Here is a 24,691-nt window from a genome sequence, read left to right as displayed (position 1 = left end):
CTTATTTTGAGAGGACTCGCTTTTTCAAACGGTGAGTGGACGTTTCTTCAATACGAGAACCGTCAACACGAAGACGACGGCGGTCATGCCAATCATGACGAGGATAGAAAGGAACGGAAATTGTCCTTCGTACATCGTGATGACCCCGTTATTTAGCCAATAGGTCGGTAGGAAACGTCCGACAAGTTTCAATGAATCCGGTAACCAAAGCAGGCTGATGAACGCGCCTCCGGTAATGGCAGATGCCATCGTGACCGATATTTGAAAGATGTTCGCCTTCTCTCGATTCGTCGCAAATACCGCGATGAGGCCACCAAATGCCAGACAGACGAGCAGATAGGCCGAGAATAAGGCGAAGACGGTCGGGAGATGGGTCCACACGTCTTGACCGTAAAGCGCAAGGCTCACGCCAATCAACAGCATGACATAGACGAAGCCGACGAGATAGAAGGCGAGAAGAAGTGATGCGAAATACCGCCGTGGTGACACCGGTGAGGCGAACAGGCGGGCATAAATCTTCTCGTCTCGGTCATCCGCGACAAACATCGGAATGAACTGGAGGAACGTCGACATCATGATGAACGACAAGAGACCGAAAAACGCTTGTGTGCGTGCGGTCGTCGCGACGCTCTCTTGGAACGGTTCACTAGAGAGCGTGTATCCGTTATCTGTCTCCTCGGTCGCGAGTTTGGTGAATGTGGCTTCGTCATATTCACTCGCCTCAAGAAGCTGGCGTTCACGTGACAAGTGGCCGTTCAATGCCTGTTCGACTAAAGAAGCGTCACTGCCGGCGATTGCGGAGAACGAGAGGCGAGGCATATCGCCATTGAACGATTGTTCTGTAAAATCTTCAGGAATGAGAAGCACGATGTCTTCTCCTTCTAACAAGACATCTTCGCCACTCGTCTCGAGCATGGTGACGCGACCGAAACGTTCGGCTTCTTCGATGAGGCGCTCGGCGAGAATATCCCCGTCCTCATCGACAATGCCAATCGACGCATTGAGACTCGACGTTCCCCCTACGAAGGAGAGGATGAGCGCAAACCCGAACATCGAGACAAACGTGAATACCCAGAGCCCTTTCTTTCGGAGCATCCGTTTGGCGACGTGCCTAATGAGTACCATGACGTCTCACCCCTTTCGACAGAAGATAGCTGAGTGCGATGAAAATAAGTAAATGAATGCCGAGTAGACCGAGACTTTCCCAATAAACGCTCATATCGCCTCCCCGAAGCATGACGGCGAGCATCCCGTCGCGCATGAAAATCGGCATGAACACATACGCGGCCCACGGCGCATAGTTAAGCGTCACTTGATCGAATCCGGGGACGTAGCCCCCTGATAAAATCATGATGATGGCAACGAAGCCGTTGACGACCGCATCTTTCGTCGTCGTACTCAACTTCGGCAGGTTGACGATGACAAACCCGATGGCGACCCCGTACGCGGTCAAGGCGAGCCAGGCAAGAATTAAATAACCGAACTGGATATTTGCCAAATCAAACGTCCGATAGACGAAATGACTGAACCAGAACAACAAGATGAGCTGAAGCAAAATAATGACGTAGCGGCTGAACGTCCGTGCGAGCCGATATTGGACCGTTCGGACAGGAGCGGCTTGAATCCGTAGATAGCTACCTGTGTTCGGTTGTTCTTCCCTTGCCATCGCCGTGATATAAAACGACCCGAACAAAGCGGTCATGATGGAGATGGTGACAGTGAAGTATTCAAGCGATGTCGGGGTCCGCCCCTCCAAATCGACACTTTCCGTATCAAGCCACGCCTCATTCTCATACGGGGCCGATAGACCGGACTCTGCGAGCGTGATCTGTTGGTTGGCGATTGCCGTATACTGACCGAGAATGGCTTCAAGGACGTCAAACTCGACGGTCGTCGGCTCTTCGTATAGCAGCGTGATGTCACTGCCATCGAGTCGTAAGATGACGTCGGCATCCCCGTCGTTCACGCCTTGCTCGGCTGACGCGATGTCTTCATAAGGAACGAGACGGATGAACGCCTGAATGTCTTCGTCGTTCAAAAAGTTCTCAAGCGGTTCTCGATACTGGTCGGTCGATGCTTCGACATACGCGACGTTCGTGACGGGGAGTTTGAACGTGTCACTGAAGACAGCCGATAGCATCGTCCCGAGTCCGAAGATAAGGATGAGCGGGAAGAGGAGCATCCAAAAAAGTGTCGCACGATCTCGGAGCCGCTGTTTCACATCATATTTGATAAATGTCCACATGAAAGGACCTCCTATTCTCGGAGCGTCTTCCCGGTCAATGCCAAAAAGACGGTATTGAGGGAAGGACGGTCGACCGTGATGGACGTGAAGTGAACATGTTCCTGATGAAGCGTATCCAGGAGCGGAGCGAGCGGTGTATCTTTATCGAGCGACACGTCGATATACGGTTCCTCATATTGCACTTTTTGGACGTGGTCGAGTGCATCGAGCCGTTCGAGCAGATGAGGCGTGAGCGCATCAACTTTGATGCGGGCTGTCTCGAGCGTCATGACGCGGTCTTTCAGCTCATCTTGTGTCCCTTCAGCGATGATTTTTCCTTCGTCGACGATGGCGATGTGGTCGCAGAGCAGCTCGACCTCTTCCATGTAGTGTGACGTATAGATGATGGTGGCACCACGACGGTTCAGTTCACGGATGTTCTCTAAGATCGTGTTTCGTGATTGTGGGTCGATGGCGACGGTCGGCTCATCCATGAAGATGAGTTCTGGTTCATGGACGATTCCGCATGCGATGTTGAGGCGGCGGAGGAGACCGCCGGACAGTTCAGGTGGGCGTTTCTTTTGATGGGCATCGAGTTCGACGAATGCAATCGCGGCCTCGGTCTTTTGTTTCGCTTCCTTTGGACTGAATCCGTACAATTCGGCAAAGAATTGAATGTTCTCATACACGGTCAGCTGGTCATAGACGGAGACGTGCTGCGGGACGATCCCGACACGTCGCTTGATGGACAGTTCGTCTTTTGGCATCGATTGTCCAAAGATGTGAATGGATCCCGAATCCGCCTCGTATAGATTCAACATGACGGAAATGGCCGTCGTCTTACCGGCACCGTTCGGACCGAGGAGGCCGAACAGTTCGCCTTCTTCGACCTTCAGACTAAGGTCGTTCAAGGCGATGGTGTCACCGAACCGTTTCGTGACATGCTCGAGCGAGATGATCGACATAGATGTACTCCTTTCTCATGTGAAAGACTCATCATTCTACACAAAGGTGTTCGTGGGTTGTCACGAATTTACCTGTCAGAATCGACTAAAATGTGCAATAATCTAATTATTCAGATAATTATTGTGTTGAAATGAGGGATTGGGATGAAAGGGTGGCAATTCAATAAACATGAGGGGGCGTTATTCCCGGACGAAATCGTACTGTCTGCATTTTGTACAGTCGAACCGAAACGGATGGATTCGACGTTACCGTTTTATTATGACGAGTCGATTTTTCGATTCACCAATAAAAAAGAGGAGACGTTCTACTTTAAAATTTCCCCGAGCTATCACGAGTTTGAAATCAATGTGAAAGACCGAGACGGGGAACTCCTTTACTATCAGTTGCTTCGGACCGTCAGCAAGGTCGAAATCTTAGAAGACCGTCGTGACCATGCGGAGCTATTGATCGTCCTCGCGGAAGACCGGAAGCGGACCGTGACGTCAATCGAATTGACTGTCCGACCGCGTTTTCGTGTGCTCGTGAAAGAGCATGAAGTATGATACCCGTCAATTCACTACCAAGATACTCAGATAGTCAGGAATGATTGGTTTAATGGTGGGAATTCGATTGTATAGCATGCATCAAAAAGATGAGCTCGCATTTTCTGCGAACTCATCTTTTTGAATACTCCTATAAAATCATACGACTCTATCTGACAGATAGGGCTTTCCAACCCGTTGCGCCCATCACGGCCTTTACTTTTGCTTTAGGAACGACAAGACGTCCGCGATAGGGGTCATTGATATAGAAAGTTGATTGATCGTACCCGGTCGCAAGCATTACGTGATAATTAGTGAATCCCGTATATTTTTTCTTCGAGGATGTGTACCAACTGAAGTAACCATAGGGTTTTTTGAAATCGACACTCGCCCAGACGATGACCGGGTTGCCCATCGACAATTCTCGTTCAATTGAACTGATTCCTTGGTTAGACACATCTTTTACAGGACGATATTTACTTGCGAAGCCAACCATGCCTTTTGGATAGATTCCGTAATTTTTATATTTACTGAGTTTCTTGCGAGGATCCCCAGTAAACATGACGTTCGGGTCGACCCAACGATAGGAACGATTCTCATATCGTGCATTCCACACACTTTTTGGCATTTCACGATACAGTGTGGAGGCGCTGACGACGCGCCCTTTCTTCTCAAGGGCCATCTTGAGCGAGAAAAATTCGCATCCGGATGGATAACCCATTGGGAACTGACGATATAAAGGAACATTCATTTTATAGACAGGCATAGTACGAGAATAGACACCTTTTGCATCAAATTTAGCATTCCCTACTCGTTTATTTTGATACATTCGGCCATTTGAATCAAAAAAATACCATTTTCCATTGATAGACTGCCAATCGGTTTTTTTAGTCAATGCAGGTGCAAAGTATTCATAGCTTGTTGAATACCTCCATCCTGTTTGTTGGATACCGTTTGAATCAAAAAAGTAGGTGTGTTTGCCTATTTTAAATTTTCCTGTTAAACGATATCCGGATGTTGGATGAAATCCAACCGTCTTGCCATTCACTTTTTGCAAACCGTATTGCCGCTTCCCTCTCGTATCAAATAAATAGTAGTGCGAGTCAATTTTATATAGCCCTGAAAGGAGATAACCGTACGTAGGATGGAGTCCATACACTTGATTGTCGATACGCGTTAATCCTTGACGACGTGCACCGTCATCCCCGAAATAATAGCGACGCGCGCCAAGTGTCTGCCATCCTGTCGCGACTTTACCATCATTCAGCAGGAAATACGATTTTCCACCGAGCGTATATACTCCGGTACGAATCGTCCCATCTGAAAAGATATAATGCTTTGCCCCGGCAATCTGTTGCCAACCGGATAGTCGCATCCCATCATTCGAAAAATAATAGCGTTTGCCATCAATCGATTGGAACCCTGGGATGGGTATACCTGTCGCATCAAAATAGTAGACTTGTCCGTTGAACGTTTGCCAACCGGTCAATAGTTTACCGTCTTCGGCAAAGTGATAGGTCTTTCCCTCAATCGATACCGTTCTCGTGACGAGTCGGCCATCTGCCTCGAAAAAGTATGTAGCGTTATTGATTTGTTGCCAACCTGTGATAACAGTCCCATTCTCATTTAAATAGTAAGTATTTCCATCGATTTGTTGCCAACCTGTTAACACACTTCCATCATTTGAAGTATAGATGATGCCAACGTTCCTTTGTTCAAATGAACCTTCTGCATGGGTGATCAAGGGTAACATTACCAACGAGCCAACGACTATACTGATTTTTGTGTAAGTTTTCCATCTCATACGATCGAGCCTCCAAATCGTGTATCTAGCACAAAAGAAATATACCTTTTTTATCCAATAAAAAGTAGTGGCGAAAGACTCATTTTGCAAGAAAATTTATGATGAATCGGACATAAACCGAAGACGCTTCGACGCCACATAAAGCGAGAGGATGACGACGAGCATTCCGGTCACGAGCGGCCACATGAAATCTACTTCTGTCAGGAGCACTTCGCTCGATAGCGGACCGAGCATCCAAGGCATCCAATCGAGGTCGACCCAACCGATGAGGAGCGACATGACGAAATGAAGACCGAGCGTCAACACGACCGCGACGACACCACTTTCCAACATCGCGGCGATGAGGAAGAAAATTGATAACTGAACGACAAAATGACAGATGAGGAGTGTGGTCGATATGAGAAAGTCGAGCCCATCGAATGCGTCGAATAAAATGACCGTATAATAGGCAGCTGTCGTTTGTGCGAGCAAGATGCTGCCGACGCTTAGTAGGGCGTAATGTCCCCATTTACTGACGACGATGCGCGACGTCGGGATTTGTAACGACTTGAGCCAGGCGAGGGTCCCGTTCGTCCGTTCATGGCTGAACGTATGCATCGCCGACAATAAGACGACGAGGAGCCCGATTTGGCGAAGCTGTTCGCTGACAGAAATCAATACTTCTTCCGGTGTCGGTGTCGGAATTTCAATGACGGCACCGTCCGGTAAGTTCCCGCCGGAAGCGAGGATATCTGGTAAGAAATAAAGCGTGAGCGGTTGCATGGAGGCGAGGAGCATGAGAGCGATCGGAATCCAGATGACTCGCTTGTTCGCCCAAGACTCCCGCCATTCTTGTTTGAAAATTGCCGTGCGCATCAGGCGTTCACCTCCAAGAACAAGGACTCAAGTGACGGATGCCCGACGTGTAACGATTGGACGGTGACGTTCAGTTCAAGGATTCGCTTCAAGATTGCACGTTCAGCGATATCCCGGTCCGTCGACTCGAACGTCCACGTCGAGCCATTCTTCGTCACACGACGCACACCGGCTAGCGTATTCCAATCTGTCCCGCTCGTCGGGTCGTCGAAGAGACGTAATTCAATCGTGGATTTCGATCCGAGCAAGTCGGTCACCGTGCCTTCCATCAGTAGTTTACCTTGTCGAAGCAAGAGCACCCAGTCGCTCGCTTCTTCAGCATCTGGGAGGACGTGTGTCGAATAGAGAATCATTCGCTCTCGTTTCAAGTCGCTCAACAAGTCGAGTACTTCCCGTCGACCGCGTGGATCTAAAGCTGAGACCGGCTCGTCGAGTAACAGTAATTCAGGGTCATGGACGAGTGCCTGGGCGATGCCTAGACGCTGACGCATCCCGCCCGATAAGTTCGAGGCTGGACGGTCGACCGGCTCAAGACCGACGCGTTTTAATAGTTGGATAGGATCAATGTGTTTCGTTCCCGTCAATTCAGCAGCGTAGCGAATCGTCTCGACAGGCGTGAGGGACGGATAGAGGGCAGGGCGTTGTGGCAAATAGCCAACCCGAATCTGGTCATGTCCGCTCATATCGCCACTCGTCGGGTTCGTGACGCGGGCGAGCAAGTTCAACAAGGTAGTCTTCCCGGCACCATTTTCTCCGAGTAACGAGGTGCAACCTGGGCGTAGCTCAAAGCTGACATCATCGAGGGCCGTGAAGGAACCGAATCGTTTGGTTAACCGTGTGACTTTCATCGCGGCGTCCGTCCCCATAAGAAGTAGATGATCGGGCCGAGAATGTTGATGAAGACGATGACGAGGAGCCATACCCATTTCGGGCCGTTCGTCACGTCCCGTTTGAACAAGTCAATCAAAGCGACGACGAGCAAGATGAGTTGCAGGATGAGGACAGGTAACAGGATGAGAAAAAGTGTATTCGGGTCGTTTGCGATGTCCATAGCGAGAACCTCCTTTAGTAAATAGACTGTCCTTAACACATTCTACACGAACAGGGCGTCCCCTGTATGAGACACAAAAAATCCCCATCTCGCGAAGAGACGGGGAAGATGAATCATTTAACGATGATGACAGGAGCGAGTGCACGTTTGGCGAGTTTATGACTCACGCTTCCGAGCACGAACTCTTGGAACGTGTTCAAGCCGCGCGATCCGACGACGACATATTCATATGGTTCGTGATTCGCATATTTGACGAGTTCGACGTCCGGCTCACCACGGAGTTCGATGTACTCGTATGGAATGCCTTCAGCTTCCGTCAAATCGAATAACGGTTTGAGCATCTGCTTCCGCTTCGTTTCCAAGTCGATTTTGCCCGTTGAGTTGAGGGCGGCCTCTTTGGATTCTTTCGCACTGATCACATGGACGATGTCAATCGACGCATTAGACGCCTTTGCGAGTTGAATCGCCTTTTCAAGCGCACGTTTCGAGTGGGCAGAACCATCTGCCGCTAAAAATACCTTTCCCATGAAAACTCCTCCTCTTTCGCACGTTCTACATTTAGTATAGGTGATTTGGTGAAGCGGGGGAATGCCGAATCAATGCCCTGCGTTTCCGTCTTGTTGTTTCAAGTGGAGCGCGAGCGTGTTGAGCAGTTTTTCAGAGTCTTTATTCAAATTGAGAAGTTCAGGTTCGATTCCGACTTCACGGTATTTGAAGACGACCTTATCGATGGCGCCGATGGCCGAGTCATCCCAAAGATGCGTATTCGCAAAATCGATGGTGACCTGGTTGACACCTGCCTCCACGTCTTCTGCCACATCAAACTGGTTGACGAATTCAGATGTCGAGGCGAAGAACAATTGTCCGTTTACAGTATAGTCTACGCGATGCGACGTGACGTGGCGACCGAGGTCGATTTTCGAAATTTTGGCAGCGAACAAAATCGCAGCCGTCAAAATTCCACCGAGCACACCGAGTGACAAGTCGTGCGTGAAGACCGTGACGATGACCGTGACGAGCATGACGACCGTGTCTGACTTTTGAGCGGTACGCATCGCTTTGAGCGAGCCCCAGTCAAACGTCGCATACGATACGAAGAACATGACACCGACGAGCGCGCCGACAGGGATGAGCATGAGCACATCACTGATCGTCATGATCATGATGAAGAGGGCGAGTCCTGCGGTGAATGTCGAGAGACGACCGCGCGCACCTGAGGAGACGTTAATGACCGATTGACCAATCATCGCGCATCCTGGCATCCCACCGAAGAATCCGGCAATGATGTTCGAAATCCCTTGGCCACGCGACTCGCGGTTCTTATTCGAGTCCGTTCCTGTCATGTCATCGACAATTTGGGCCGTCAAGAGCGATTCAATCAAGCCGACGAACGCGAGTGAGATCGAGTACGGCAAGATGATCATGAGTGTCTCAAGCGTGAACGGCACATCCGGGAATAAGAAGTCCGGAAGTGTCGCCGAGATCGTTCCCATGTCCCCGATGTTTTTCGTATCGAGACCGAGCGTGATCGCGAGAATCGTCATCACGACGATGGCGACGAGCGGCGCAGGGATTGCTTTCGTGACACGTGGGAACAAGAAGATGATGGCGAGTGACGCCGCGACGATTGCCCAGATGATCCAGCTTTCCCCTTCAAAGTTTGACAACTGCGCTTGGAAAATCAAAATGGCAAGCGCGTTGACGAAACCGACCATGACGGCACGGGGAATGAATTTCATCAAGCGGGCGATGCCGAGATAACCGAGGACGATTTGAATAATTCCGGTCAAAATACCGGCAGCGAGCAAGTACTGCAGACCGTGGTCGGCGACGAGCGAGACGACGACGAGCGCCATCGCACCGGTCGCAGCGGAAATCATGGCTGGACGACCTCCGGCAATTGAGATGACCATGGCGATGATGAATGAGGCATAAAGCCCTACCATCGGGTTGACCCCTGCGATGAGGGAGAAGGCGATGGCTTCCGGGATGAGCGCCAAAGCGACGACAATCCCGGCTAAAATGTCGGCTCGGACGTTTCCGAACCATTCATGTTTCAACGTATTCAATCTTTCCAAAAGAACACACCTTTCTGTATAAAATGATTTGATTTTCGAGTCTCACGAAAATCAAAATAATGGAATCCGTTCATTTTCAACGTGTTTCATCATACCGAATCTAGTCCAAAATGACAATTGATTCGTGTGAAAAACTATGGTAATTTCATAACGTATAGGTTATATAACGGAAAAGTTATATGAAAGGTGGGGAGTAGTCATGTATACCGTGGAAGAATTAAGTAAAGTTCTCAAAGTGCTAGGTGACCCGACCCGATTGACGATGTTGAAACAGATGGAAGCAGGCGAACAGTGCGCCTGTAGTTTCGTCGATTGTTTCGATATTTCGCAACCGGCGATCAGTCGCCATTTGAAGATGTTACGCCAGGCGGGGCTCTTGCTCGAGCGTCGGGACAAACAGTGGATTCATTATCGATTGAACGAGACGAGTCCGTTTTATCCGCTCGTCACCGGCTTATTAGCGAATTTAGAGACGAATGAGCCGAGCTGTGATTGTGAGCCGAATTGTGCCATTTAAGGAGAGATGAAGATGAAACTTGAAGTGTTCGAACCAGCCATGTGTTGTCCGACGGGATTGTGTGGACCGTCCATCGACCCGGAACTGACACGGGTGGCGACCATCCATTACGTGTTACAACAACGCGGCTTTGATGTGTCGCGCTATAATCTCGCATCGGAACCGAACCGATTCGTCGAGAATGCCATCGTCCAAGATGAAATCATGAACGGGCTCGACGTGCTCCCGATGACGCTCGTCGACGGAGAAATTGTGAAGCGGGGCGCTTATTTGTCAAATGAAGAGATGGCGGAGTTGACAGGATTACCAATTGCCGCATTCGCCAAACAAGATGGAGAAAAACCGAAAGTTCGAATCTCACTCAAAAAATAAGGAGATGCTCACAGTGAAGCCATTTGATTTTCAGACGATTGAACCGACCCGCTATGTGTTTTTGACCGGGAAAGGTGGCGTTGGGAAGACGTCGACGGCATCGAGTCTCGCCTTGACGCTCGCCAATCGTGGAAAACAGATCTTACTCGTCTCGACCGATCCGGCGAGTAATCTACAAGACGTCTTTGAGATGGAGCTCGATGAGACACCGCGTCTCGTTACAGGAACGACGCTTGCGATTGCCAACTTTGACCCGGAACAGGCGGCAAAACAGTATATGGAACGCATGGTCGGTCCGTATCGGGGCGTTTTACCGGACGTTGCGATTCAATCGATGGAAGAACAGTTGTCTGGCGCATGTACGGTAGAGATTGCGGCGTTCGATCAATTCACGGAGCTGTTGACGTCCGAGGCGGCACGGGAACGATACGACCATGTCATCTTTGATACGGCACCGACCGGGCATACGCTCCGATTATTAACCCTACCGAGCGCATGGGATGAATTTTTAGAGACAAATACGACGGGTGCGTCTTGTCTTGGTCCATTGGCTGGTCTTGCGGATAAGCAAGCGCAGTACAAACGAGCCGTCGAGACGCTCATCGATGACAATGAGACGACGTTATTGCTCGTCGCTCGTCCCGAGAAGTCGACACTCGTCGAAGCAGCACGTGCCGCGACAGAACTTCGCGCCATCGGCATCGAGCGAATGCAGCTCATCATCAACGGTGTCGTCGACTCAGGTGAAGGGACAGACCGTTACACGAAGCGGTTCATCGAACGCCAACAACAAGCACTCGACACTCTCCCGCACGGAATCGTCGATCTTGAGACGTTCACGCTTCCGTATGCATATGAAAATCTCGTCGGGATATCAGCGCTCCAACGTTTTGTAGTCGGGATGCCAGTCACGATTTCGAATGCACGCTATGACACGAGTCGTTACGGCTCAATCGACCAACTCGTCGACGAAGTAGAAGCTGACGGTCCAAGCGTGATCATGACGATGGGGAAAGGTGGCGTCGGGAAGACGACACTCGCCTCGCTTCTTGCTGTCGCGCTTCACGAACGAGGACATGCTGTTCATTTGACGACAACAGACCCGGCCGCGCACGTTGCACTCACGATTGGAGCGGACGTTTCAGATACGTTCACCGTCGATGCTATTGATCCGAAAACCGAGATTGAGAAGTATCGGGCGGATGTGTTCCAGGAAGCCGGAGACATGAACGATGAGCAACGGTTGATGCTCGAAGAGGACTTGCGCTCACCGTGCACGGAAGAGATCGCCGTCTTCCGTGCCTTTGCTGATCAAGTGGCGAAAGCGAAAGACCGCTTCGTCGTCATCGATACAGCTCCAACGGGACATACGCTTCTGTTATTAGATGCGACGGAGAGCTATCATCGCGAACTCGAACGGTCGACCGGCGTCGTTCCGGAAGCGGTCCGAACGTTACTACCGAAACTGCGTGACCCAAAACAAACGCACGTCATCATCACGACACTGCCTGAGGCGACGCCGGTATATGAAGCGGAGCGTCTAACGTCAGACTTACAACGGGCAGCGATTCAACCGTTCGCTTGGGTCGTCAATCAATCGTTTACGCCACTCGACGTCACGAGCAAACTGCTGACATCGAAAGTCGCGAGCGAGGCGATTTGGCTAGAGCGCGTGAACAACTATCCGCGTCCTACGGTTCTCGCATGGCAAGAACAACTGCCAGTCGGATACTCGGCGCTATCTAAATTGCTAAAGGAGAAAATACAATGAACATCACAAACGAAGCAATCAATTTTTTGAAGACGGCACTTGAAGAGGAAAAAACAAAATCTGTCCGCATCATCACAGAGGCAGGTTGCTGTGGACCGACGCTCGGTCTAGTCGTGGCGACACCAGAAGAGACAGACGAGGTGAAGCAGTTCGACACGCTCACGTTTGCCGTTGCGAAGGATGCTGAGGCGATGGCGGAAAACGTGACACTCGACGTCGAATCGACAGAAGATGGCATTACGCTCGTGTTGCACGGTTTACAACCAACTTGCTAAAAGAATAAATAGAGATTATTGGAGGAACTCATTGTGCAGTGGATTGCTAGTTTAATTTTTTTGGTGACGCTCTTTCTCATCATCAAGCAACCGAAAGGCCTCGGCATCGGTTACTCGGCGATGGGGATGGCCGTCATCGCCCTCCTTTCAGGCGTCGTTAACCTCGATGACGTCGGAACGGTATGGGGAATCATCTGGAACGCGACGTTTACGTTCATCGCGATTATCATCATCTCACTCATTTTAGATGAGATTGGATTTTTTGAATGGGCCGCTTTACATATGGCACGAATCGCTAAAGGCGGTGGCGTGAAGCTATTTGTCTATATCACCTTACTCGGCGCGCTCGTCGCGGCATTGTTCGCGAACGACGGGGCCGCGCTCATTTTGACACCGATCGTTTTAGCGATGGTACGAGCACTTAAACTTCCGGACGCGGTCGTGTTGGCATATGTCATGGCGTCCGGCTTCATCGCCGACACAGCAAGTCTCCCGTTCATCGTCTCCAACTTGGTCAATATCGTCTCGGCTGACTTCTTCGATATCGGGTTTGCCGAGTATGCGGCACGGATGGTATTCGTCAACGTGTTCGCAGTCGCGGGTAGTCTGCTCGTCTTGTATCTCTATTTCAAAAAAGACATCCCGAAACAATATGACGCGTCTCAGTTGGCCGAACCGGCGTCGGTCATCAAAGACCATACGATGTTCCGCTTGTCGTGGGTCGTACTCGCTTTGCTAGTTATCGGTTACTTCACGAGTGACTTATTCGGAATCCCGGTCTCACTCGTCGCTGGTGTCATCGCTTTGTTCTTCCTCGTGATGGCGAATCGATCATCTGCGGTAGAGACGACTCAAGTCGTGAAAGGTGCACCGTGGGCCATCGTCTTTTTCTCGCTCGGGATGTATATCGTCGTTTACGGATTACAAAACGCGGGACTGACACAAGTACTCGCCAACTTCATTGATTGGTTCGCAGTGAACGCATTCAGTGCGACGTTCGGGATGGGATTCTTGGCTGCCATCTTGTCATCGGTCATGAACAACATGCCGACTGTCATGATTGATGCGCTCGCCATCGACTTGACGTATACGTCAGGACAGATTCGGGAAGCCTTAATCTATGCGAACGTTATCGGGTCCGACCTTGGACCGAAGATCACCCCGATTGGATCACTTGCGACGCTTCTTTGGCTCCATGTGCTCCGTACGAAAGGCCTTAAAATCGGATGGGGTGAGTATTTCAAAGTCGGGATCATCTTGACGATTCCGACACTGGCCATCACATTGCTCGGCCTCTATATCAGCTTATTACTTTATTAAGGAGTGGGTTATATGAAACTAGTCATCATTGGATCCGTTGCTGCCGGAACATCGGTCGCAGCGAAAGCGCGTCGGAATAACGAGGACGCACAGATTACGATTTACGACCGGGATTATGATATCTCGTATTCAGGTTGTGGCATTCCGTACTACGTCGGTGGAGAAGTAGAATCACGTGACGATTTGACACCACGTGACGCGGCGTTCTTCAAGAAACGCTACAACATCGACGTCATGACGCGTCATAACGTGACGACGGTCGACAAGGACGCAAAGACGGTGACGGTTGAAAACTTGGAGACTGGTGACACGTTCACGGACTCGTATGATGTTCTCGTCCTCGCCACAGGGGCGACGAGCATCATCCCACCGATTCCGGGTGTGAAGTCGGATAACGTCTTCCCGATTCGAAACATTCAGCATGCAGAAGCGACACGTTCGTTCGTCGATTCGACGAACCCGAAACATGCGACAATCATCGGAGCCGGCTTCATCGGTTTGGAGATGGCCGAACAGTTGAAGCTTCGTGGCGTGGACGTGACGATCATCGAACGCGTGCCGCAGGTGATGCCACCACTCGACAAAGACATGGCGTGCCGCGTCGAGGAACATCTCGAGAAGAATGGAATCGAGCTCATGCTTGGGGAGACGGTGACGGAACTTGTCGGTGATGGACATGTGGAACGTGTCGTCACGGAGAGCGGCAAGACGATCGAGACTGACTTCGTCATCTTATCGGTCGGAGTACGTCCGAACGTCGAACTTGCCATGAACATGGGAGTGGAACTAGGTGAGACGGGAGCGATTGCCGTCAATGAACGTATGGAGACGAACATCCCGGACGTGTATGCGGCTGGAGACGTCGCGGAGAGCTTCTCCATCGTGACGGGAAAACCGATTTGGCGCCCGCTCGGTTCGACAGCGAACAAGATGGGACGGACCGCCGGGGACGTGATCACGGGCGGTCATCTCGAACATCGCGGTATCCTCGGCACGGGTATCTTCAAAGTGTTCGGACTCGCGGTGGCGCAGACAGGACTTTCCGAGAAGGAAGCACGCGAACACGGATTTGACATCGAGGTGCTCCATAACACGAAACCGGATAAGCCTGCCTACATGGGTGGGAAGGACATGACGATCAAAGCGGTCGCGGACCGTTCGACGCGTCAATTGCTCGGCATTCAAATCGTCGGGTTTGAAGGAGTCGACAAACGGATCGACGTCTTCGTCACGGCCATCACCCTGAAGGCGAAAGTGGATGACTTGTTCCACCTTGACCTCGCATACGCACCACCGTTCTCGACGACGAAAGATCCGGTCATGTATACGGGGATGGTCTTGTCGAACAGTATCGATAAGGCGGCACGACTCATCACACCGGCCGAGCTCCAAGCACGAATCGATGCAGGGGAAGACATGCAAATCATCGATACGCGGAAAGCAGCACAGTTCGAGAAGGCATGTGTCGATTGTGCAGTCAACGTCCCACTCGGCAACCTCCGCGAAGCTGCGAAAGAGATGGACAAGAACAAGCCGACCGTCGTCTATTGTAACGGTGGAGTGACAGGAAACGCGGCGCAAAACGTGCTTCGTAACCTTGGATTCACCGACGTCTACAACTTGTCAGGCGGGAATAAGAACTATCAGTTGTTCAAAAAATACGGGAACTAAATAAGGCGGCGTCCATTGCGGGCGTCGTTTTTTGATATGCTGAAATGTGAGGTGAGTCGTATGAATTATAAGATACTACATGAAAAGTTTGAACGTCGGAAGCAGTGGTTAATTTTTGATAAAGAAGAGGTCGTCCGCCGCGTGATGGTGCGCTATAAGGCAAGAATGATCCCGAAGACGGACATCATGGATTTGGTAAACGACGATCAACTCTCGTATGAACATATCTTTTGTTGCTTAACGATTGATGACCCAAGAATACTCGAGAAAATCTTCACGGCGAAAGAGAGAAAAGACCATCAGTGGGAGATTGATGACAACGCAAGACGTGGGACGGTGTATAAGCATAAGGACGAAGAACATCGGCGATACAACCAGTTGATCATCGATGAACAGGAAGGACGTCGACTCGACATCGTCTTCGAGAGCAAGGATGGAAAGTATGTGACCGGCTTTTTGACGAGATACATGTCGGAGCAAGTCGGCTCTTATATTTTTGCGCATGTCGGAGGCGCCAAGTTCACGGGTCTCGTGCCACGTTCGCTTTTGCCAGCCGATTTGACAGACGAAGAAATCAAGATAAGCTATCGGTGGTATTTGGAGTCACTCGAGGAATGGAATAAACTTTGACGGATTGTGCCATAAGGAGCGACATCCGTCTTTTTAGTTCATTGTCCTTAGACAATCCGTGAGAAGAATGATGCCAATTGACTCTTTTCTAAAATAACGTTGCTTCGATAAAGGAAACCGTTTACAATTTTTGTGTAAGCGTTTTCTCAAAATAGTGCTACAAGGAGGGACCCTCATGGTCAAAAAGCAATGGAAACCCGTATGGGCAGTTGTGCTAACGTTTGCACTAATTCTGTCAATGTTTCCGATGCCGACGTCCGCTTTAGATAAAGGGAAGTCGACACTCGTCGTCGTCCATTATCAAGAGGCGCCGGATAATGAAAAAGATTGGAACTTATGGCTTTGGGCGAATGGCCCAGATTACTTCCCGAACAAAGGATTCACATTTAATGGGGAAGATGCATTCGGAAAGGTGGCGGCTTACGAATTCCCGGTCGATTCACCTGAAAAAATTGGTCTCATCGTTCGAACGGACAACTGGGACAAAGATAAAGGGTCAGAGAACGACCGCTTCATCACGAGCGACATGATTCAAGATGGTGTCGCAGAAGTGTGGATCAAGTCAGGTGATTCGAAGATTTATACGTCGAACCCGGACGGGGAGACGGCTTCAACGGAGATCGATATGAAAGTTCACTATTTCCGTTACGACAATACATACACGGACTGGGGCCTATGGGCTTGGCCAGACGGTGGGGACGGTCAGAGCATCGCGTTTGACGAGACGGATGCATTCGGTGGCGTGACGAACGTCAAGCTCGCCAATCCGGAGTCGAAAAAGCTTATGGGCTTGATCACGAAAAAAGGAGAATGGACGGAGAAAGACGGGGAAGACCGCTTCGTTCTTGGTTCAGCGAAAGAAATTTGGCTCGTTGAAGGAGATTCGACGATTTACTATTCAGAGCCTGAAATCGATCGCTCACCGAAACTCGTTTCATTCTCGGCGGACACGTTCCGTCAAGCAACGCTCACGACGAACCGCGTCATTACGGATGCGTTCATCGATGAAGTGACGGTAGATGGTGCAACTGTCGCTGCCATCACAAAGGCTGGTGACAAGTCAGTCACAATTGAATTCAAAGAAGATATCGATTTAGCAAAAGTCATCAAAGCTTCACATCCTGAGTTTGGTGAACAGACGCTTCAAGCAGGAAAAGTACTTCGTTCAAAAGAGTTTGATGCGAAGTATGCCTATAATGGAAAACTCGGCATCACATACCAAAAATCAAAAACACAATTTGTTCTTTGGGCACCGACGGCTCAACAAGTCGAGCTCGAGCTATGGAACATGCCGAAAGACCGACCAGCGAACGACAAAGACTTGAAAAAAGTCATCCAGATGAAACGTGGGGAACGTGGCACGTGGGTGGCTGAAGTACGTGGCGACCTCGACGGTGTCGGGTATACGTATCAAGTGACACATGCGACAGGGAAAGTTCGTGCGGTCGATCCGTATGCGACAGCTGTCGGTGTGAACGGTGACCAAGGGGTCATCGTCGACTTGAAAGAAACAGATCCGAAACGTTGGAACTCAATGAAGCCGAAGTTGAAAAACGCAACGGACGCCATCATCTATGAGACACACGTCCGCGACTTCTCGATTTTTGATGTCACATCGAACACATATGATTCAGGAATCCGCTATAAAGGCAAATACCTCGGTGTCGTTCAACCAGGAACTCGCTTGATCGAGAACGGGAAGAAAACAGCGACGAAGACGGGACTCGACCACGTCAAAGACCTTGGCGTGACACACGTCCAGTTCATCCCTGTTTATGACTTCAACACGGCATCGGTTGACGAAACGAACCCGATGGCGACATACAACTGGGGCTACGACCCGAAAAACTACAACGCGCCAGAAGGATCGTATTCAACGAATCCTTATGATGCAAAAGTACGAATCACAGAGATGAAACAAATGATTCAAGGTTTACATGACAACAATTTACGTGCCGTCATGGACGTTGTCTACAACCACATGTTCGACGCGCAGGCATCTAACCTTCACAAAATCGTACCGGGTTACTACTACCGTTATACGGCAGGTGGCGACTTCGCAAACGGAACAGGTGTCGGGAACGATACGGCGTCTGAGCGTGCGATGATGCAAAAACTTATTGTCGATTCAGTCGTCTACTGGGCAAAAGAATACCATTGGGACGGCTTCCGCTTCGACTTGATGGGAATTCACGATGTCGATACGATGAACAAAGTTCGTGCAGAATTGAATAAAGTCGACAAATCGATTCTCGTCTTCGGTGAAGGCTGGGATCTCGGCACGCCACTTGACGCCGAACTCAAAGCAAACCAAAAGAACGCCTACGACATGCCTGGTGTTGCTCACTTCAATGACAACATCCGTGATGGATTGAAAGGTAGCGTCTTCTATGATGAAGACAATGGCTTCATCAATGGAAAAGAAGGTATGGAGAACCGCGTGAAGACAGGTATCGTCGGGGAAATCACGTATAACGACGTGATCAAAGGGTTCACGAAAGAACCGACGCAAGCAATCACATATGTCGAAGCACACGATAACCATACGCTTTGGGACAAGTTGGAGTTGACGAATCCTGACGCTTCTGAAGAAGTGCGTACAGACATGCACCGCCTCGCTTCAAGCATTCTCTTGACGAGCCAAGGTACGACATTCCTTCACGCTGGTCAGGAGTTCATGCGTACGAAAGAAGGAGACCATAACTCGTACAAATCACCGGATTCAATCAATCAGCTCGACTGGAAACGGGCAGCCGACCGTAAGGCGGACGTCCAATACATGAAAGGCTTGATTGAGATGCGGAAAGCAAATCCTGGTCTCCGCATGACGAAAGCGGTTGATGTGAAGCGCTTCTTGAAATTCTACAAGTCTGAGGCGAACGTCATCACGTATTTGATTGATGAAGACGCACCAGGACAAAAGAACGACTTGTACATCACACATAACGCAAACCCGAACGCTGTATCCGTGAAACTTCCAAAAGGAACGTGGAACGTGATTGTCGACGGGGACCGCGCTGGAACGAAGACAATCAAACGTACGACGGGCAGAGTCACAGTCCCTGCATACCATACGTTTGTCCTCGAGCGTAACTAATTCATTGACCCCACTTGTAAAAGAGTGGGGTTTTCGTATGGCACGATTATGGGTATTTGGTAATTAATGTTTTAAAAACTAGTCTTTTTGTATGGACACGAGAGTTTACGTTTGGAATTTCCATCTCTTTCGAAAGGAGAGATTGTATGGCGATTTTCAAGAAGTGGATTCATCGCGTCAATGGAGACGACACGGAGATCCTTTCTAAAGGAGCAATCCCTGCATTTCATGTGGACTCCCTGTTGATTGAACAATATCCTGATGCCATCTACGTACTCGATACAAACGGTCGCTTGATTGATTCAAACGAAAAGATGGGACTTTTGTTTGACAATCTCGCCCTTTCTCCGGCGGAGTCAGAAGAATTTGCTCCCTATCATGGGCAGGCGTTAGTCGGAGAAACGGTTCATTTTGAACTAGTCAAAGCATACGAGGGGCAAAAGCGAAAGCTTGCGGTCACGTGTACCCCTCTTTATAAAGATCAACTCATTCAAGGCGTATATGGGATTGTCAAAGACATGAGCGCGGAATGGGAGACGCAAAATCGTTATGCCATTATGAAAGTAGGACGCGAATTGCTTGAACAAGTGCCAGGACTCATGATGATCGAGGCACATCTTGGTGAGGATACGTTTTCTTTTTCTTCGCAAGTGTCATCATTCCTTGGTCTTTCGAGAAGACGCTTGAAGGATATGACGCTAGACGGAATTCGTGACATCGTCCATTCTGATGACTGGGAACGACTCACACAAGCGATTCGAACATTGCGAACAGCCGGAGAAGGGGCAGACTTCGCGATCGAGATTCGTCTTCTTCATCAGGTGACTCGTGAAGAATTACCTGTAACGGTACGGGGTGCACTGTCTCTCGAACGGAATGTGTTCACGTACGTTCTTTTTTCGACGAAAGATCAACAACGCATCGAGCATGAATTGACCGATAAAGATGAACTGTTGCGTCGCGTCTGCGAGGCTTCGGACATGGCGATTTGTGATTATAGTTACGACACGCGCCAAATCGAGTTTGCGACAGGGCAGTATCAAACCATCTTCGGTTTTTCGGTGAAACAGTTCAATGCCCATCCGGATTATTGGAAAGTCGTTATCAATCAGGATGACTTGGAAAAGGTCAATCGCGCAAATGAGAAAACGCGTCATGAGACCCCAGTCCAGCTTGAATATCGGATTTTTGTCGGGAAGAAGCAGAAATGGATTCAGGAGTTCCGTCAGCATCTGTACGATGAGACAGGACGCGTGCGAGGGTTTCAGGCGTTGATTCGCGATTTGACCGAAGTAAGGGAACAAGAAGCGAAAGTCCTTCGACTGATTGAATTCGACCCAATGACGAATCTTCCGAACCGCGAGACGATGTTTCAGTCCATCACTCGATTGATTCAGACGGAGCTCGCATTCGTCCTATTCACGGTCACGTTCAATCGAATTGGGGACATCAATCGAGCTTTCGGTTATGAATATGGCGATGAATGGCGAATTCAAACGGGTCATCGCTTGCTCCAGAGTGTGCCGGACGAAGCAGTCGTCGGTCATTTGGACGGGGACACGTATCTCGTCATCATGCCGGGTCATCACGAGGATGAACAGCTGTTTCAAATCGGGAAGAGACTCACGACTTTATCCAAATACTGTTTTCAACTCGAACCGTATTCCGTGTACCCGAATATGCAAGTCGGGGTCAGTCGCTATCCGAACGACGCGGATGATGAGACGACACTCATTCGCCGTAGTTATATGGCAATGGGGCGAGCCGAGAAGTCGGGAGCGTCTCCCATTTCGTTGTATGCCTCCCACATGAATCTCGACGAGTTGAAGCGGTTCGAATTGTTGCGTGATTTGCCGAACGCCATTGACCGAAATGAATTCTATCTCTTATATCAGCCGAAAGTGAATGCGTGGACGGGAGAAATCACGGGAGCGGAAGCATTGATGCGGTGGGATCACCCAACATGGGGTGTGGTGTCTCCGCTCGACTTCATCCCTCTCGCTGAAGAGAGCAATCTGTTCATTCGATTGACGGACTATTTGATTGATGAGGTGTTTCGCTACTTGGCGACGTTACCGAAAAAGGTCCCCATCTCGTTGAATGTCTCCCCGAAGTACTTGTATCACGAGCAGTTGCTGCATACGTTCGAAGCAGCAAGTCGGCGACATGATGTCTCGTTAAATTGGATTGAAATCGAAGTGGCCGAGACGTCGCAACTGGATGAAACGCACCATATCATGAACGTCTTTTCCTCACTGAAAGCACTCGGGATTCAGCTCGCTCTCGACGACTTCGGAAAAGGGTACTCATCACTTGCCTATTTGCAACAATTCCAAGTGAACACGATCAAAATTGACCGGATTTTCGGTCACGGCGTATCCGAGAACAAGCAAGCCCGCGCCATCATCCATAGTCTTGTCGTCTTGGCAAAAGAATTCGATCTCGAAGTCGTCGTAGAAGGCATCGAACAGATGGATGATTTATTACTATTGCGTCAACTCGGATGCAAAACGATTCAAGGGTATCTATTCAGTCCACCTGTCCGTGGAGAGGTGTTCGAGAAGATGATGCATACTGGGAAACTGCTCGCCAATCCGCTCGATGATCACGAGATGGCGACAAATCGCTACATTCAAGCAGGAATCACCATCACGACGATTCGCGAGCAACCCGTATCGGTCGGAATCTCTTCGATTGTGTTGACATCGCGTTCGGACCAGCATCTTCATTTTTACGCTGCGCTCCGTCTTCCGTTAGATGGCGAGGTCGAGTTCATCATTCGTTTCGCGTCTGGAGCGGATTTACCCGTTCGCTTGCGTCGGATGACGGAAGTGACGAATGGAGTTTACCAATATGCCGCTGCATACGAATCGAGTCCGACGGTCGAAGCACAACTAACTTCCCTAGAGACGGAAGTGACAGGGGATGAAACGCTCTCCGACTACATGCAACTCGTGCATCAAGCAGATGGCTCGTAACGACGTAACCTGTCACGAGCGAGAACGGATAGTTGAAACGAAGGTCTCCTTTTCTCTAAGATGGAGAAGAGAGAATAAATGAGGAGACTTAAGACATGAATTTGTATGAACAAGCGAGCGAGTGGATGCGACAGTGGCAAGACGATCCTTCCGAACGTTTGCGAGAAATCGAACAAGAAATTGAACGCACGGGTACGTATTCGTTGACGACGGAGGAGTTGTGTGAAGGCGCAAAAATGGCATGGCGGAACTCGAACCGTTGCATCGGACGATTGTTTTGGCAGACGCTTCATGTGATCGATGCTCGGGATGCGAAAACGTTTGATGACGTCTACGCTCGACTTGTGGAACATCTTCATTTCGCCACAAACGGTGGGAAAATCCGCTCGACGATGACGGTTCTTCCGAACGAGTTCAAACTGTTGAACACGCAGCTGATTCGGTACGCCGGATATGAGACACCGGACGGAATCATCGGGGACCCGATGTCCGTGCCGATGACGAAACGGGCAGAACAACTCGGATGGGTCGGGGCCGGCACCCCGTTTGATCTTTTGCCGCTCATGATTACGGACGGTCAGGATGTTCGTTTATATGACTTGCCGCATGATGCCGTGCTCGAAGTCGACATCGTTCACGAGGAGTTTGACTTGTTTGATGGTCGTCTGATTAAATGGCATGCCGTTCCGGCCATCGCTGACATGGAACTTGAAATCGGCGGTCTCCGTTTTACGTCCGTGCCGTTCAACGGATGGTACATGGAGACAGAAATCGGTGCCCGCAACTTGGCAGACACCGATCGCTATGACTTGTTGCCGCTCGTCGGCCGCTCGCTCGGGCTCGATACGTCGAAAGAGCGTTCACTTTGGCGGGACCGCGCGCTCGTTGAATTGAATATCGCCGTCATCCAGTCGTTCGAGCGAGCAGGTGTCACGATTGTTGATCATCATACCGCCGCCAAACAATTCAAACGATTCGAAAAGAACGAACGGGAAGCGGGGCGTGACGTCACCGGGCAGTGGAGCTGGCTCATCTCCCCTCTATCACCTGCGACGACGCACGTCTTCCATGAACATTACGACAACATCATCAAAACGCCGAACTTGTTCGCACGAAGCGGATGTCCGTTCTCTGGGTTTCGTCAGCCGGTAAAAGAGGAAATAAAAGGCTAGAACCGAGAGAAAGGATGATTGCTGTGGCAGTCCCACTTTGGAAACGAGCCGTCGCCGGTCAAATCGACCAAGTCGTCTTTCAGACGCCGGCCAAATTGATTGAAAAGGCTATCCGTAAAAAGTTATGGCCCGACAAGGAAGTGAAGCGGTATTACTTGCCGACCGTTGTGACGATGGCCGGAGAGGTTTACTGTATGCTATACCAAAACGGTCAGACACTTGGAGACCGAGTCGTCGGAATCAAAGTCGTGAGTGCGGACGGACGCCCGCTCTCCTTTGAGCAGGTCATCAAACGGACGCTTTATAAAGATGTCGTCTATCCGGCGACGCTTGGGATCCCACTCATTCGAGCACTTCAACAGATGAAGTCGAATAAAGATCTCGAGTTGCCGCATGACGAGTTCGCCCATACGAAACTGATTTCGACGAAGTGAAGAGGAGCAGGGCGACCGCGTGTCGCTCTGTTTTTTCGTCCCGTTCGGTCGGGTAGGAATCGGGACAGAAAATAAGGTATAATGGGATTGGAGTGAACTACTCGCCACTTATTTGCTTCGCAAATTGTAGGGGGAGCTTCTTGGGAAGACCGTGCTCTTACCAGCCACGGTTGTTTACCAAGCTCGTTGGGTGGTTCCCACCCTGAAGGAATTCGTTTTAGTTTGCCAGCATCAACAGATTGATGCTCGCGTTGATGTCACGGTCATGATGCGCGCCACAGGCACATGTCCATTCACGGACATCCATCGCCTTCTTCTGACCTTTCACGCCGCAAGTGGAACAGATCTGAGTGGATGCGTACCAAGGGTCTGCCTTGATGAGCGTTCGTCCGAAGAAGTTTGATTTGTACTCGAGTTGACGGACGAACTCGTACCAACTGACATCGCCAACCGATTTGGCTAAGCGTCGGTTCTTCATTATGTTGCTCGATTTCAATGTCTCCACGACGATGACTTGGTTCTCGTCAACGATCCGTCTCGATAGTTTGTGAAGGAAGTCCTTGCGTTGGTTGGCAATCTTTTCGTGTTTCTTGGCGAGGATCAACCTGGCCTTCTCACGATTCTTGCTCCCGATCTTTTTTCGCGACAGCGCGCGTTGTGCCTTCTTGACCTTTGCTTCGGATTGTCGGAGAAAGCGAGGGTTTTCGACCTTTTCGGAGACCATCGCATCGTTCGTCATGACGGCGAAGTGTTCCAGGCCAAGATCGATCCCGACCTTGTTCTTGGCTGGGATCCGTGGTTCATCGTCCTGTTTGACGAGGATGGAGACGAAGAACTTGCCTGTCCTTGTCATCGAGACCGTCGCGGACCGGATGACGCCCTCGAACGGGCGATGTTGTGTGAACCGCACGAACCCGACCTTCGGCAGCCGGACTTTTCCCGACTCGATGCGGAT

At 50.1% G+C, this 24,691-nt stretch carries 22 protein-coding genes; 12 read left to right on the top strand and 10 right to left on the bottom strand.

Annotated elements, in window-relative coordinates; all coding sequences use genetic code 11:
• Positions 1-24: 24 nt before the first annotated feature.
• Genes KNO99_RS00110 through KNO99_RS00100 form a run of 3 tightly spaced genes read right to left on the bottom strand, consistent with a single transcriptional unit; the run spans position 25 to position 3,189 of the window.
• The gene (locus KNO99_RS00110; RefSeq protein WP_214744188.1) at positions 25-1,125 is read right to left on the bottom strand and encodes an ABC transporter permease; all 1,101 of its coding nucleotides are present in this window, start codon (positions 1,123-1,125) and stop codon (positions 25-27) included.
• Positions 1,112-2,245 carry an ABC transporter permease gene (locus KNO99_RS00105; RefSeq protein WP_214744186.1) on the bottom strand — a complete coding sequence of 378 codons (1,134 nt, stop codon included), beginning with the start codon at positions 2,243-2,245 and terminating at the stop codon, positions 1,112-1,114. Before KNO99_RS00105 ends, KNO99_RS00110 begins: the two co-directional genes overlap by 14 nt.
• An 11-nt stretch (positions 2,246-2,256) precedes the next feature.
• Positions 2,257-3,189: an ABC transporter ATP-binding protein gene (locus tag KNO99_RS00100; protein ID WP_214744184.1), complete on the bottom strand. Its 933-nt coding sequence runs from the start codon at positions 3,187-3,189 to the stop codon at positions 2,257-2,259.
• A gap of 144 nt (positions 3,190-3,333) precedes the next feature.
• On the opposite strand from KNO99_RS00100, the gene KNO99_RS00095 reads away from it, so the two are divergent.
• Positions 3,334-3,732, top strand: coding sequence for a hypothetical protein (locus KNO99_RS00095; RefSeq protein WP_214744182.1), 399 nt, complete (start codon positions 3,334-3,336; stop codon positions 3,730-3,732).
• Between the two features lie 148 nt (positions 3,733-3,880).
• On the opposite strand, the gene KNO99_RS00090 is transcribed toward KNO99_RS00095, so the two are convergent.
• From KNO99_RS00090 to KNO99_RS00065, 6 genes are all read right to left on the bottom strand, one after another.
• On the bottom strand, positions 3,881-5,515 hold the full coding sequence (locus KNO99_RS00090) for a C39 family peptidase (protein WP_214744180.1): 1,635 nt from the start codon (positions 5,513-5,515) through the stop codon (positions 3,881-3,883).
• A gap of 96 nt (positions 5,516-5,611) precedes the next feature.
• Positions 5,612-6,370: an ABC transporter permease gene (locus KNO99_RS00085; RefSeq protein WP_214744178.1), complete on the bottom strand. Its 759-nt coding sequence runs from the start codon at positions 6,368-6,370 to the stop codon at positions 5,612-5,614.
• Entirely contained in the window at positions 6,370-7,218 is an 849-nt protein-coding gene (locus KNO99_RS00080; RefSeq protein ID WP_214744176.1) for an ABC transporter ATP-binding protein, read from the bottom strand. Before KNO99_RS00080 ends, KNO99_RS00085 begins: the two co-directional genes overlap by 1 nt.
• Entirely contained in the window at positions 7,215-7,421 is a 207-nt protein-coding gene (locus KNO99_RS00075) for a PLD nuclease N-terminal domain-containing protein (RefSeq protein WP_214683707.1), read from the bottom strand. The genes KNO99_RS00080 and KNO99_RS00075 overlap by 4 nt, the downstream gene beginning before the upstream one ends.
• A 113-nt stretch (positions 7,422-7,534) precedes the next feature.
• Positions 7,535-7,948 (bottom strand): universal stress protein, encoded by a 414-nt coding sequence (locus KNO99_RS00070; RefSeq protein WP_214693889.1) that lies wholly within the window; start codon positions 7,946-7,948, stop codon positions 7,535-7,537.
• 69 nt (positions 7,949-8,017) lie between these two features.
• Positions 8,018-9,499, bottom strand: coding sequence for a SulP family inorganic anion transporter (locus KNO99_RS00065; protein WP_214744174.1), 1,482 nt, complete (start codon positions 9,497-9,499; stop codon positions 8,018-8,020).
• A gap of 199 nt (positions 9,500-9,698) precedes the next feature.
• Between KNO99_RS00065 and KNO99_RS00060 the strand changes: the two genes are divergently transcribed.
• The 11 genes from KNO99_RS00060 (at position 9,699) to KNO99_RS00010 (ending at position 23,736) form a co-directional block, all read left to right on the top strand.
• Positions 9,699-10,016 carry an ArsR/SmtB family transcription factor gene (locus tag KNO99_RS00060; RefSeq protein ID WP_214744172.1) on the top strand — a complete coding sequence of 106 codons (318 nt, stop codon included), beginning with the start codon at positions 9,699-9,701 and terminating at the stop codon, positions 10,014-10,016.
• A 12-nt stretch (positions 10,017-10,028) separates the two neighbouring features.
• Positions 10,029-10,388 carry an arsenite efflux transporter metallochaperone ArsD gene (arsD, locus tag KNO99_RS00055; protein WP_371743010.1) on the top strand — a complete coding sequence of 120 codons (360 nt, stop codon included), beginning with the start codon at positions 10,029-10,031 and terminating at the stop codon, positions 10,386-10,388.
• Between the two features lie 4 nt (positions 10,389-10,392).
• On the top strand, positions 10,393-12,159 hold the full coding sequence (gene arsA / locus KNO99_RS00050; RefSeq protein WP_214744168.1) for an arsenical pump-driving ATPase: 1,767 nt from the start codon (positions 10,393-10,395) through the stop codon (positions 12,157-12,159).
• The gene (locus tag KNO99_RS00045) at positions 12,156-12,434 is read left to right on the top strand and encodes an iron-sulfur cluster biosynthesis family protein (protein WP_214744165.1); all 279 of its coding nucleotides are present in this window, start codon (positions 12,156-12,158) and stop codon (positions 12,432-12,434) included. The genes arsA and KNO99_RS00045 overlap by 4 nt, the downstream gene beginning before the upstream one ends.
• A 33-nt stretch (positions 12,435-12,467) precedes the next feature.
• Positions 12,468-13,754: an arsenic transporter gene (locus KNO99_RS00040; protein ID WP_214744164.1), complete on the top strand. Its 1,287-nt coding sequence runs from the start codon at positions 12,468-12,470 to the stop codon at positions 13,752-13,754.
• Between the two features lie 12 nt (positions 13,755-13,766).
• Positions 13,767-15,425 (top strand): FAD-dependent oxidoreductase, encoded by a 1,659-nt coding sequence (locus KNO99_RS00035; RefSeq protein ID WP_214744162.1) that lies wholly within the window; start codon positions 13,767-13,769, stop codon positions 15,423-15,425.
• Between the two features lie 60 nt (positions 15,426-15,485).
• Positions 15,486-16,055, top strand: coding sequence for a hypothetical protein (locus tag KNO99_RS00030; protein ID WP_214744160.1), 570 nt, complete (start codon positions 15,486-15,488; stop codon positions 16,053-16,055).
• Positions 16,056-16,230: 175 nt separating this feature from the next.
• Positions 16,231-19,152: a type I pullulanase gene (gene pulA / locus KNO99_RS00025; RefSeq protein WP_214744158.1), complete on the top strand. Its 2,922-nt coding sequence runs from the start codon at positions 16,231-16,233 to the stop codon at positions 19,150-19,152.
• Between the two features lie 146 nt (positions 19,153-19,298).
• Positions 19,299-22,130 (top strand): EAL domain-containing protein, encoded by a 2,832-nt coding sequence (locus tag KNO99_RS00020; protein WP_214744156.1) that lies wholly within the window; start codon positions 19,299-19,301, stop codon positions 22,128-22,130.
• Positions 22,131-22,225: 95 nt separating this feature from the next.
• Positions 22,226-23,302, top strand: a complete 1,077-nt coding sequence (locus KNO99_RS00015; RefSeq protein WP_214744154.1) for a nitric oxide synthase oxygenase — start codon at positions 22,226-22,228, stop codon at positions 23,300-23,302.
• 14 nt (positions 23,303-23,316) lie between these two features.
• Positions 23,317-23,736, top strand: a complete 420-nt coding sequence (locus tag KNO99_RS00010; protein ID WP_214744152.1) for an RDD family protein — start codon at positions 23,317-23,319, stop codon at positions 23,734-23,736.
• 217 nt (positions 23,737-23,953) lie between these two features.
• On the opposite strand, the gene KNO99_RS00005 is transcribed toward KNO99_RS00010, so the two are convergent.
• On the bottom strand, positions 23,954-24,691 hold a 738-nt coding region (locus tag KNO99_RS00005), incomplete at its 5' end, for an RNA-guided endonuclease TnpB family protein (RefSeq protein ID WP_214744150.1).

It is taken from the genome of Exiguobacterium sp. s189 (genome assembly GCF_018617615.1).
GTDB classification, from domain to species: Bacteria; Bacillota; Bacilli; order Exiguobacteriales; family Exiguobacteriaceae; genus Exiguobacterium; species Exiguobacterium aestuarii_A.
This window is presented reverse-complemented; position numbering and strand designations above follow the sequence as displayed.